Here is a 12,664-nt window from a genome sequence, read left to right as displayed (position 1 = left end):
ATCCTCAAAAAATACAGAGACCTCGCCGTATGACGAGGTCTGGCATCAGCATAATTGCTGAGATCTTAATAATCAGCCGTGACGGCGTTCGAAATCAACCATGAAATCCGTCAGCGCTTTTACGCCTTCCAGCGGCATCGCATTATAAATAGAGGCGCGCATACCGCCTACGACACGGTGCCCTTTCAGCGCATGCAGGCCCGCCCTGAACGACTCTTCCAGGAAGAGCGCATCCAGAGAAGCATCAGCCAGCTGGAAAGGAATATTCATGCGGGAACGGTTCTCCGCCGCCACATCATTGCGATAGAAGCCGCTGTGGTCGATAACCCCATACAGCAGGTCAGATTTTGCCTGGTTGATGCGATCAATTTCGGCTACACCGCCCTTCTCTTTCAGCCACTTAAACACCAGCCCGGAGAGATACCATGCAAAAGTGGGCGGGGTGTTAAACATTGAATCGTTATCGGCCAGCACTTTGTAATCGAGAATAGAAGGCACGGAGGCGTGCGCCTGGCCCAGCAGGTCTTCGCGCACAATCACCAGGGTTAAGCCGGCTGGCCCTACATTTTTCTGTGCACCTGCGTAGATGACGCCATAGCGGCTGACGTCGATAGGGCGTGACAGAATGGTCGAAGAGAAATCAGCAACGACTGTTTTGCTGCCAAAGTCGGGCTGTTCATCAATGGCGATGCCATCAATGGTTTCATTCGGGCAGAAATGCAGGTAAGCGGCGTCTTCACTGACCGCCCACTCGCGCATCGGCAGAATGGCACGTTTGCCGTCGCGGGTCGTTTTGACATCCAGCGTGCGTGGAGAACAATATTTTTCCGCTTCTTTAATTGCGCTATGCGCCCAGTAGCCGCCGTCGGCATAGTCGGCGCGGGTCGCACTTCCCAGCAGGTTCCCCGGCACGGCGGCAAACTGCGCACGCGCCCCGCCATGACAGAATAAAACTTTGTAATTCGACGGTATTTTTAGCAGATCACGGAAGTCCTGTTCTGCCTCTTCAGCCACCTGAATAAACTCTTTGCTGCGGTGACTGATCTCCATTACAGAGGTACCCAGACCGCGCCAGTTCGTCAGCTCCTGTTCTGCACGACGAAGGACTTCAACCGGTAGCATCGCCGGGCCAGAGCTAAAATTATAAACCTGCGTCATTTCCCCTCACCACTGTCATATCGAACGGTTATGAATAATCATCCGGTTTTATCACTGCATTCTGATAGCTGCAATCATAAATCAGGGCGCGGTCACATTTTCTGAATCCGGCTCGCCGGAGGTTATGTTACCAATGCAAACCGGCACGGAATTTTGTGAGGCGTCATCCGGCCCCGTGAATCCGCATTTGGCTGGCAGGCGGGCCTGATGAAAACTAAGCCGGTAAAATTATCCGCCCTGATAGCGGTCAGTCAGCAAAGTCCGTATCATGGCGCGCTTTACGCACCCTATGACAACTGAGAGAGCGCCACAATGACGCAAACATTTATCCCGGGCAAAGATGCCGCACTGGAAGACTCCATTGCGCGTTTCCAGAACAAGCTGCAGGATCTTGGCTTTAATATTGAAGAAGCATCCTGGCTTAATCCTGTTCCCCATGTCTGGTCAGTGCATATCCGCGACCGCGATTGCCCGCTCTGTTTTACCAACGGCAAAGGGGCCAGCAAAAAAGCGGCGCTGGCGTCTGCGCTGGGCGAATATTTTGAGCGTCTCTCAACCAACTACTTTTTTGCTGACTTCTGGCTGGGAAAAGAGATCGCTAACGGCGATTTCGTGCACTATCCCAATGAGAAATGGTTCGCCGTCCCTGACGATGAGTCACTGCCTGAAGGGATTCTGGACCCGCGCCTGCGGGCGTTTTACGATCCTGACCAGGCGCTGACGGCGTCCGGCCTGATTGATCTGCAGTCTGGTCATACCGAGCGGGGGATCTGTGCCCTGCCCTTTACCCGTCAGTCCGACCAGCAGACCGTCTACATCCCGATGAACATTATCGGCAACCTCTATGTTTCAAACGGCATGTCAGCAGGTAACACGGCGAATGAAGCGCGTGTTCAGGGCCTGTCGGAAGTGTTTGAACGCTACATTAAAAATCGCATTATTGCTGAAGCCATCAGTCTGCCTGCCATCCCGGATGCCGTCATGCAGCGTTATCCTGACGTGACAGAAGCGATTGCCCGTCTGGAAGCAGAAGGCTTCCCGATTTTCGCCTATGACGCCTCGCTGGGCGGAAAATACCCGGTCATCTGCGTGGTGCTGTTCAACCCTGCCAATGGCACCTGTTTTGCCTCCTTTGGCGCGCACCCGGATTTTGGTGTGGCGCTGGAGCGTACCGTGACCGAACTGCTGCAGGGCCGCAGCCTCAAAGATCTGGACGTGTTTACGCCACCGACTTTTGACGACGAGGAGGTCGCTGAACATGCCAACCTCGAAACGCACTTCATCGATTCAAGCGGTCTGATCTCCTGGGATCTGTTCAAAGAGACGGCCGATTACGACTTTGTTGACTGGTCATTTGCGGGCAGCACCGAGCAGGAATTTGCCACACTGATGGCGATCTTTGCCGCTGAAGATCAGGAAGTCTACATCGCCGATTACGAGCATCTGGGCGTATACGCCTGCCGTATCATCGTACCGGGCATGTCAGACATCTATCCGGCGGAAGATCTGGTGCTGGCGAACAACAGCATGGGCGCGGGTATCCGTGAAACCCTGCTCTCCCTGCCTGACAGCAACTGGAATCCGGAAGAGTATCTGGACCTGATCGGTCAGCTTGACGATGAAGGCTTTGACGACTTCACGCGCGTGCGTGAGCTGCTGGGTCTGGCGACCGGTAAAGACAATGGCTGGTACACGCTGCGCGTGGGCGAGTTAAAAGCGATGCTGGCGCTGGCAGGCGGCGATCTGGATCAGGCGCTGATCTGGACTGAATGGACAATGGAATTCAACAGCTCAATCTTCACGCCTGAGCGGGCAAACTATTATCGTTGCCTGCAGACGCTGCTGTTACTGGCGATGGAAGATGAGCGCGATCCGCTGCAGTATCATCACGCTTTCCTGCGGATGTATGGTGAAAGTGCAATGGAGGCGGCTTCAGCGGCTATCAGTGGTGAGAGTCCATTCTATGGCCTTCAGCCAGTTGATGACACGCTGCAGGCATTCCCTGCGCATCAGTCCCTGCTTGCCGCCTACGAAAAACTGCAAGCGGCTAAACGTCAGTTCTGGAAAAACGCGTAATGCCTGACAGGGCAACCTGACACCATCAGCACGACATGGCACCGGATTTATCTGGTGCCATTATTCCCGCCTCTTTTTTTACTGAAACATTAGCGTCATTAAAATTCTTATTTATTACAGTGCATCATTTTATTTAACATGCAATCGTTTCAATCCTGACGCCCCCTCTTTCAGTAAAAGGTTCCGCCTCCAGCCTTTAAAATATTTTTTGTATTTTTAAAATTTATTTAATTCATTATTTTCAATAAATTAGATAGTTATTGCTTTTTCATCTCCGCTTTCCGCTGTCGATCATTTCGGCAAACATGATCTATATCAATTACCACCCACTACGCCTTTGTTAGTATTTTTTCAGACAACTTCAGGAGTAAGTTAGTGTGAAAACTGACAACCCTTTTAATCTTTTATTACCCGCCGCAATGGCGAAAGTGGCCGAAGAGGCCGGTATCTATAAAGCCACCAAGTCCCCCTTCACCACCTTCTTTCTGGCAATAAACGCCGGCGTATTTATCTCAATCGCGTTCGTATTTTACATTACAGCGACCACCGGCAGTGGCGCGATGCCCTATGGCCTGGCCAAACTGATTGGGGGTGTCTGTTTCTCCCTCGGCCTGATGCTGGTGGTGGTCTGCGGTGCCGACCTCTTCACCTCTACGGTGCTAATCGTGGTCGCCAAAGCCAGTGGACGCATCAGCTGGGGCCAGCTGGCCCGCAACTGGATTAACGTCTACGCCGGTAACCTTGCAGGCGCCCTCTTCTTTGTGGCGCTGATGTGGTTCGCCGGTCAGCACATGGTGGCAAACGGCGCATGGGGTCTGAACGTCCTGCAAACCGCCGATCACAAGATGCATCACACGTTTCTGGAAGCGGTCTGTTTAGGCACGCTGGCTAATCTGCTGGTCTGCCTCGCCGTCTGGATGAGTTATTCAGGCCGGACTCTGACCGATAAGCTGGTTGTGATGATTCTGCCTGTTGGCATGTTTGTCGCCAGCGGGTTCGAACACAGCATCGCCAATATGTTTCTTATCCCTTACGCCATTACCATCCGCGACTTCGCGACACCGGAGTTCTGGCAGGCTGCTGGCTCATCGGCAGCACAGTTTCCATCGCTTACCGTCAGTCACTTTATTCTCGACAATCTGATTCCTGTGACGATCGGCAACATCATCGGCGGCGGCGTGCTGGTTGGGCTGACCTACTGGGTTATCTATCTCCGCAAAGGCAGCCAGACACACTGATTCTGAATCTGACGGCACAGAACGAGAGCTGTGCCCGACCGTAAAGTCTCCTCATATAAGGCAGGTATATTATGACCGAACTTAATGCAAAACTGGCTTCAGCATGGGAAGGATTTGCTGAAGGCGAATGGCAGAATAGCGTCAACGTGCGCGACTTCATTCAGAAAAACTACACCCCTTATGAAGGTGATGAATCATTCCTGGCGGGCGCGACTGAAGCGACCACCCGACTGTGGGAAAGCGTGCTGGAAGGCATCAAAATTGAGAACCGCACTCACGCTCCTGTCGATTTTGACACCGACCTCGCCTCAACGATCACTTCCCACGACGCCGGTTACATCAACAAGTCATTGGAAAAAATCGTTGGTCTGCAGACTGAAGCACCATTGAAACGTGCCATCATTCCTTTTGGTGGCATCAAGATGGTTGAAGGCTCCTGCAAAGTCTATGGCCGTGAACTTGATCCTTCACTCAAAAAAATCTTCACCGAGTACCGTAAAACCCACAACCAGGGCGTCTTCGATGTCTACACTCCTGAAATTCTGCGCTGCCGTAAATCAGGTATTCTGACCGGTCTGCCTGACGCCTATGGCCGTGGCCGTATCATCGGCGACTATCGTCGTGTGGCGTTATACGGCATCGACTTCCTGATGGCCGATAAATTCGCTCAGTTCACCTCACTGCAGCAGGATTTAGAGAACGGCGTCAATCTGGAAGCCACTATCCGTCTGCGTGAAGAGATCTCCGATCAGCATCGTGCGCTGGCGCAGATCAAAGAGATGGCGGCAAAATATGGTCACGATATTTCCGGCCCGGCAACCAATGCGATGGAAGCCGTGCAGTGGACTTACTACGGCTACCTGGCCGCAGTGAAATCACAGAACGGTGCGGCGATGTCCTTCGGCCGCGTCTCGACTTTCCTCGATGTTTACATCGAACGTGACCTCAAAGCCGGTAAGCTGACAGAAGAGCAGGCACAGGAACTGATTGACCATCTGGTCATGAAACTGCGTATGGTGCGTTTCCTGCGTACGCCGGAATATGATGAGCTGTTCTCAGGCGACCCTATCTGGGCGACAGAATCCCTGGCCGGTATGGGCGTCGATGGCCGTACCCTGGTCTCAAAAAGCACGTTCCGCTTCCTGAACACCCTCTACACCATGGGGCCTTCACCTGAGCCGAACATGACCATTCTGTGGTCTGAAAAACTGCCGGTTAATTTCAAAAAATATGCCGCTAAGGTCTCTATCGACACCTCATCCCTGCAGTATGAGAACGATGACCTGATGCGCCCTGATTTCGATAACGATGACTACGCCATCGCCTGCTGCGTAAGCCCGATGGTCGTCGGCAAACAGATGCAGTTCTTTGGCGCCCGCGCCAACCTGGCAAAAACCCTGCTCTACGCAATCAACGGCGGCGTGGATGAGAAGCTGAAAATGCAGGTTGGACCAAAAGGTGACAAAATCAGCGACGACGTGCTGGATTTCGATACCGTCATGGCGCGTATGGACCACTTCATGGACTGGCTGGCCAAGCAGTATGTGACTTCACTGAACATCATTCACTACATGCATGATAAATACAGCTATGAAGCGTCACTGATGGCCTTACACGATCGCGATGTTTACCGCACCATGGCCTGCGGTATCGCCGGTCTCTCCGTGGCTGCAGACTCACTCTCTGCCATTAAATATGCCAAAGTGAAACCAGTACGTGACGAAGATGGCCTGGCTATCGACTTTGATATCGAAGGCGAATATCCGCAGTTCGGTAACAACGACCCACGGGTGGATGACCTGGCCTGTGATCTGGTTGAACGCTTCATGAAGAAAATTCAGCAGCTGACCACCTATCGCAATGCTGTTCCAACACAGTCTGTTCTGACCATTACCTCCAACGTGGTTTATGGTAAGAAAACCGGTAATACCCCGGACGGACGCCGCGCGGGTGCGCCATTTGGACCCGGTGCTAACCCGATGCATGGCCGCGACCAGAAAGGCGCCGTAGCCTCGCTGACATCCGTTGCCAGACTGCCGTTTGCTTATGCGAAAGATGGTATCTCCTACACCTTCTCTATCGTGCCAAACGCGCTGGGTAAAGATGACAACGTGCGTAAAACCAACCTTGCCGGTCTGATGGATGGTTACTTCCATCACGAAGCCAGCATCGAAGGCGGTCAGCACCTTAACGTCAACGTGATGAACCGTGAGATGCTGCTGGACGCGATGGAGCATCCGGAAAAATATCCACAGCTGACCATTCGCGTCTCCGGTTACGCTGTACGCTTTAACTCGCTGACCAAAGAGCAGCAGCAGGATGTGATTACCCGTACCTTCACACAGTCCCTGTAATCACCGTTCTGAGTGATAAAAGGCTCCTCGCGGAGCCTTTTATTTAAAAAGTCTGTTCTGGTCGTCATCTTTTCGGGGTGCCTACCAGAATCGATTTCCTGCCCTGAGCGCAACAGAGATTGCGCCGTCTGTCCCGGCAGACCTACTGGAGAAAACATCGCAATGTCAGTTAACGGTCGTATCCACTCATTTGAATCCTGCGGAACCGTCGATGGTCCCGGCATCCGTTTCATCACCTTCTTCCAGGGCTGCCTGATGCGCTGCCTCTACTGCCACAATCGCGATACCTGGGATACCCACGGCGGCAAAGAGATCAGCGTCGACGCGCTGATGGCCGACGTGCTCTCCTATCGCCACTTTATGAACGCCTCGGGTGGCGGCGTAACGGCATCAGGAGGAGAAGCGATTCTTCAGGCTGAATTTGTCCGCGACTGGTTCCGCGCCTGTAAAGCAGAAGGCATCCATACCTGCCTTGACACCAACGGCTTTGTCCGCCGTTACGACCCGGTGATCGATGAACTGCTCGACGTGACAGATTTAGTGATGCTCGACCTGAAGCAGATGAATGATGATGTCCATCAGATTCTGGTTGGCGTCTCCAATCACCGTACGCTGGACTTTGCCCGCTACCTGCAGAAAAAGGGAAAACGCACCTGGATCCGTTTTGTCGTGGTGCCAGGTTATTCCGATGATGATGACACGGCGCACCGTCTGGGCGAGTTCACGCGGGATATGGAAAACGTAGAGAAAATTGAGCTGCTGCCCTACCACGAACTGGGTAAACACAAATGGATCGCGATGGGTGAAGAGTACAAACTGGAGGGGGTCAAACCACCGAACAAAGAGACCATGGAGCGGGTAAAAAATATTCTCGCCAGCTATGGCCATGAAGTGATGTATTGACGTCTTAACCGCAAAAAGGGAGCCTGAGCTCCCTTTTTATGTTTCAGCCCTCAGGCATGCGCCACCGGTGTAGCATGCTGATCCGCTTTGCGCAGCAGCATCACCAGATAGATCAGCGACACCGCGGCGATCATCACAAACAGCAGGCGATCAGAATAGTTCTGCATCAGCACCGAGGTCATGGCCGGGCCGAGCAGGCTGCCCACGGTATAACTCATCAGTAACGCCTGGTTCATTGCGACCAGCTCGTGATGTGCCACGGTTTCACACGCCCAGGACATCGCCACCGGATAGAGCGTAAAGCCCGCCAGCCCCAGAACAAACAGGGCCGGAGCCATGGCGGCATTGCTTAACATCGCCATCGCGCCGAGGATGACCACAAAGACCTGCACACGCAGCACCAGCATACGGCCAAAGCGATCGGCCAGACGTCCTACCGGCCACTGTCCGACAATCCCTGAACTCACCAGCAGTGCCATCCAGTAACCAACATTCGCATCGCTCATGCCCTGATGTGACAGGTAGAGCGGCATCAGGCCATAGAGTGAGCCTAAAACGATGCCGGAAATAATGCAGCCATTGATACCCAGGCGTGAACTGCGGCGACGAAGCATCGGCCAGATACGCGTCGGGGCCGCTTCCGCCGCTTCACCACTGGCGGAAACCCGGGTAAAGACCAGCGGTAATACCGCGCACAGCACCAGCGCAGTGACCCAGGGGATCACGCTCAACAGCTCAGTAGAAAGCCTGCTGACCAGCAGCTGACCGGCAACGGTGCCCAGGTAATAAACAATCATATAAGCTGCCAGCAGCCGTCCACGATTACGGACGGTACCGCTGCAAAGCAGTGCGCTCTCCACCACCACCCACATCAGCGCACAGCCTGCGCCCGCCATAAAACGCAGCGTGCTCCATATCCAGAACCCCTGCATCATCGCCAGACACACCGTTGCCAGCGCAAAAAGCCCGGTCGCCAGGTAGTAGCTGCGATTAAAACCGTACCGACTGATCAGCCACCCCGCCAGCAGCGTACCGGCAAGATTTCCGGTGTAATAGGCGGAACTGACGATGCCGACCTGCCAGGTTGTCAGAAGATCATGGGTCAGCCACAGAGGAACCAGCGTATTCAGCACGGCGATGGCGACGGTCATTAACATCAGGCCGCAAAGCAGAAATATCACGGGGCGTGACCAGGTTGACATAGAGGATAAAAACCAGAGCAGATAAAGGAAATTGCGCGCAGTTTGCCATCCGCTTATTTAAAGTCAATGGGCGACATTTAAACGCAGCACATTTTGCTGCCCGACAATTTAATTTACTAATCTTCAGTGGGTTACAAACGTTATAACTATTGGGAGGTTAATTGCTATCTCTATGAAAAATGAGATTTTTAAGCGTTTGGGCGGGTCTGATATCGATAACGTTTATTTGTGATAAATTCTGGTCTGGCTCGACGGGTCACAGCGTTCCGTCCGCATAAAAAAACCCGGCCGGAGCCGGGTTTAGCGTGTCGGTATCGCTTAGCCGATCATGTCGACGCCGTTCATATAGGGGCGTAAAACCTCTGGCACCGCAATGCGGCCATCTTCCTGCTGATAGTTTTCCAGCACCGCGACCAGCGTACGGCCGACAGCCAGGCCTGAACCGTTCAGGGTATGCACCAGGCGTGGCTTCTTATCCTGCTTGCTGCGGCAACGCGCCTGCATGCGACGCGCCTGGAAATCGCCCATGTTTGAGCAGGATGAGATTTCACGGTAGGTATTCTGCGCCGGAAGCCAGACTTCCAGATCGTAGGTTTTGGTTGACCCGAAGCCCATGTCACCGGTGCAGAGCAGCACCTTACGATACGGCAGGTTCAGCAGCTGCAGCACTTTCTCAGCGTGACCGGTCAGCTCTTCCAGCGCCTCCATAGAGTACTCCGGGCTGACAATTTGCACCATTTCCACTTTGTCGAACTGATGCATACGGATCAGGCCGCGCGTGTCGCGACCGTAGGATCCCGCTTCAGAACGGAAGCATGGCGTATGCGCGGTCAGTTTAACCGGCAGGCTCTCCTCTTCGAGGATCTCGTCACGCGCCAGGTTAGTCAGCGGCACTTCTGCGGTAGGGATCAGCGCATAGTGGCTGCTGTCTGACTCTTCTTCCAGCGGACGGGTGTGGAACAGGTCTTCGCCAAACTTCGGCAGCTGGCCGGTACCATAGAGCGTTTCATGGTTTACCAGATAAGGCACGTAGGTTTCGAGGTAGCCATGCTGCTCAGTGTGCAGGTCGATCATGAACTGGCTCAGTGCGCGATGCAGACGGGCAATCTGACCCTGCATCACCACAAAGCGCGAGCCGGTCAGCTTCACGGCTGCCGCAAAATCCAGACCTTTGGCTGCTTCGCCCAGTTCAACATGATCTTTAACCGGGAAGCTGAATTCGCGCGGGGTACCCCAGCGGCTCACTTCCTGGTTTTCACTGTCATCTTTGCCCAGCGGCACTTCATCTGCCGGAATGTTCGGCAGCGCCAGCGCGAAGTCACGGATTTGATTCTGCAGTTCGTCCAGTTCTGCTTTTGCGCTATCCAGGCGTTCGCCCAGTGCGTTCACTTCCTGACGCAGCGGCTCGATGTCTTCCCCACGCGCTTTGGCCTGACCGATGGATTTGGATCGGGCATTACGCTCTGCCTGCAGATTTTCTGTTTCCACCTGCAACACCTTACGACGCTCTTCGAGCGAGCGCAGCGTGTCTACATCCAGTTTGTATCCCCGGCGTGCCAGTTTTTCTGCGACTGCGTCTGGCTCATTACGCAGCAGATTGGGATCGAGCATGCTTATCCTGTGTATTAAAAGTTGGTTAAAAGAAGGCGCGCACTCCGTGGAATGCGTTGAAAACATTGCTCACATTACCGTAACGTCTGTTTCAGCGGTAGCGTTTTGTCGGGCTATTTTGATCCTGCTCAGCCAGCCAGCTTAGCTTTTCGCCAATCTTACCCTCCAGTCCGCGCGTGGTCGGGGTGTAATAGCGCGCACCGGCCAGCTCCTGGGGAAAATAGACTTCGCCCGCGGCGTAGGCATGGGTTTCATCATGCGCGTAACGGTACTCTTTACCCAGCCCCATCTCTTTCATGAGCTTCGTCGGCGCATTGCGCAGATGTTCCGGCACATCGTAATCGGGATGGTCGCGCGCATCGCGCATCGCGGCCTTGAAGGCGGTGTAGACGGCGTTACTTTTCGGTGCGCAGGCCAGATAAACAATCGCCTGCGCAATCGCGCGCTCCCCTTCTGCCGGTCCCACGCGCGTGAAGCAATCCCAGGCCGCAATCGCCACCTGCATCCCGCGGGGATCGGCATTGCCAACATCTTCTGAAGCAATAGCCAGCAACCGTCGCGCGACATAGAGCGGGTCGCCGCCTGCGGTAATGATTCGTGCATACCAGTAAAGCGCCGCGTCGGGTGCGGAGCCACGCACCGATTTGTGCAGCGCCGAGATGAGATCGTAGAAACGGTCGCCCTTGTTATCAAAGCGCGCAGCGCGCTCACCCGACACTTCATTGAGCAACTGCGGCGTCAGCTGTCGCTGGCCGGTGGCGTCGGCTTCCGCCATGTCCGCCATCATCTCCAGCGTATTCAGCGCCCGGCGGGCATCGCCGTTGACCAGTTCAGCGATCATCCGGCGCGTATTCTCCGGCAGCACGATGTCACTGTCGCCATACCCACGGGTTTTGTCCTGCATCGCCTGATCCAGCACCTGCTCAATATCCGCCTGCGTCAGGGATTTAAGCAGGTAGACGCGAGCGCGCGACAGCAAAGCCGAGTTGAGTTCAAACGAGGGGTTTTCGGTGGTCGCACCAATAAAGGTGATTGTGCCATCTTCGATGTGCGGTAAAAAGGCATCCTGCTGGCTTTTGTTAAAACGATGCACCTCGTCCACAAACAGGATGGTGCGCCGCCCGGCATGTTTGTTCTGCCGGGCGCGTTCGATCGCCTCACGGATCTCTTTTACGCCAGAAGTCACCGCCGAGATGCGCTCCACATCGGCGTTACCGTAATGCGCGATGATCTCGGCCAGCGTGGTCTTGCCGGTCCCGGGCGGTCCCCACAGGATCATTGAGTGCAGGTGCCCTGCTTCAATCGCGCGCGGCAGAGGTTTGCCCGCGCCCAGCAGATGCTGCTGACCAATGTACTGTTTCAATGTTTCTGGCCGCATCCGCGCGGCCAGAGGTTTGAAATTTTCGGTGGAAAAATCCAGGGACAGGTTACTCACCGTGACCTCACTGACGTTGGTCGTCCACCGTGACGCCTTTAGGCGGTGTGAACGTAAATTTATCCGGGCTGATAGCCCCGTTCTGCTGGCTCTTCAGCTGGTAGTCGCTGCGCTGACCATCCTGTTCAATCGCGCTGAAGCGATTAATGGTGCCGCCAGGCGTAACCTGGATAGTGAACTGCTTCAGATTGCCGTCGCTGTTTTTCGGCGTCAGCTCGAAGTTGTCCCCCTGCTGTTTGATGTTGTACTGCTTCCAGTCGTTTGACTGGTTGCGGGCAATCAGCATAAACGGCGTGTTGCTGGTCGCATTCTGCAACAGGCTGACGGTCGCCTGCTCAACAAACGGATTGTAGAACCACAGCGATTTGCCGTCGGAGATGATGATGCTTTCATCTGGTGCAGTCATATGCCAGTTAAACAGGCTGGGACGTTTCACCCACAGTTCGCCTTCGCCATCCTGAACGTTAGCGCCGCTGCTGTCGGTCACTTTTTGCGTGAAGCTGGCATGGAAGCTGCTGACCTTGTTAAGACGCTGTTGCAGGTCACTGGAAGCATCAGCCAGAACGCTGGCTGAAGAAAAGGTGGCCAACAGGCCCAGAGCGATTACGCGTAGTTTCATCTGCTGCAATTCCTTATTTAAACGTTCCCATCGATTACTGCATTAAGCCTGGTCGCCGTTCCGCCATC

At 54.3% G+C, this 12,664-nt stretch carries 9 protein-coding genes; 4 read left to right on the top strand and 5 right to left on the bottom strand.

What is annotated here, in order from left to right:
* Positions 1-72: 72 nt before the first annotated feature.
* Positions 73-1,158: a 3-phosphoserine/phosphohydroxythreonine transaminase gene (gene serC, locus ACNY69_RS02465; protein WP_293773889.1), complete on the bottom strand. Its 1,086-nt coding sequence runs from the start codon at positions 1,156-1,158 to the stop codon at positions 73-75.
* 312 nt (positions 1,159-1,470) lie between these two features.
* Between serC and ycaO the strand changes: the two genes are divergently transcribed.
* From ycaO to pflA, 4 genes are all read left to right on the top strand, one after another.
* The gene (gene ycaO / locus ACNY69_RS02460) at positions 1,471-3,234 is read left to right on the top strand and encodes a 30S ribosomal protein S12 methylthiotransferase accessory factor YcaO (protein ID WP_111138814.1); all 1,764 of its coding nucleotides are present in this window, start codon (positions 1,471-1,473) and stop codon (positions 3,232-3,234) included.
* Positions 3,235-3,611: 377 nt separating this feature from the next.
* On the top strand, positions 3,612-4,472 hold the full coding sequence (gene focA / locus ACNY69_RS02455; protein ID WP_111138815.1) for a formate transporter FocA: 861 nt from the start codon (positions 3,612-3,614) through the stop codon (positions 4,470-4,472).
* A 71-nt stretch (positions 4,473-4,543) separates the two neighbouring features.
* Positions 4,544-6,826 carry a formate C-acetyltransferase gene (pflB, locus tag ACNY69_RS02450; protein WP_111138816.1) on the top strand — a complete coding sequence of 761 codons (2,283 nt, stop codon included), beginning with the start codon at positions 4,544-4,546 and terminating at the stop codon, positions 6,824-6,826.
* A 162-nt stretch (positions 6,827-6,988) separates the two neighbouring features.
* Positions 6,989-7,729 carry a pyruvate formate lyase 1-activating protein gene (pflA, locus tag ACNY69_RS02445; RefSeq protein ID WP_111138817.1) on the top strand — a complete coding sequence of 247 codons (741 nt, stop codon included), beginning with the start codon at positions 6,989-6,991 and terminating at the stop codon, positions 7,727-7,729.
* A gap of 50 nt (positions 7,730-7,779) precedes the next feature.
* Here the strand turns inward: pflA and ACNY69_RS02440 are convergent, their stop codons facing one another.
* From ACNY69_RS02440 to lolA, 4 genes are all read right to left on the bottom strand, one after another.
* On the bottom strand, positions 7,780-8,931 hold the full coding sequence (locus tag ACNY69_RS02440; protein WP_111138818.1) for an MFS transporter: 1,152 nt from the start codon (positions 8,929-8,931) through the stop codon (positions 7,780-7,782).
* Positions 8,932-9,249: 318 nt separating this feature from the next.
* Positions 9,250-10,542, bottom strand: coding sequence for a serine--tRNA ligase (gene serS, locus ACNY69_RS02435; RefSeq protein ID WP_418797254.1), 1,293 nt, complete (start codon positions 10,540-10,542; stop codon positions 9,250-9,252).
* A 91-nt stretch (positions 10,543-10,633) separates the two neighbouring features.
* Complete coding sequence (locus ACNY69_RS02430) at positions 10,634-11,977, bottom strand: replication-associated recombination protein A (RefSeq protein WP_418797253.1); 1,344 nt, start codon at positions 11,975-11,977, stop codon at positions 10,634-10,636.
* 7 nt (positions 11,978-11,984) lie between these two features.
* Complete coding sequence (gene lolA / locus ACNY69_RS02425) at positions 11,985-12,596, bottom strand: outer membrane lipoprotein periplasmic chaperone LolA (RefSeq protein ID WP_031376650.1); 612 nt, start codon at positions 12,594-12,596, stop codon at positions 11,985-11,987.
* Between the last annotated feature and the right edge of the window lie 68 nt (positions 12,597-12,664).

It is taken from the genome of Pantoea graminicola, assembly GCF_048452665.1.
GTDB lineage: Bacteria > Pseudomonadota > Gammaproteobacteria > Enterobacterales > Enterobacteriaceae > Pantoea.
This window is presented reverse-complemented; position numbering and strand designations above follow the sequence as displayed.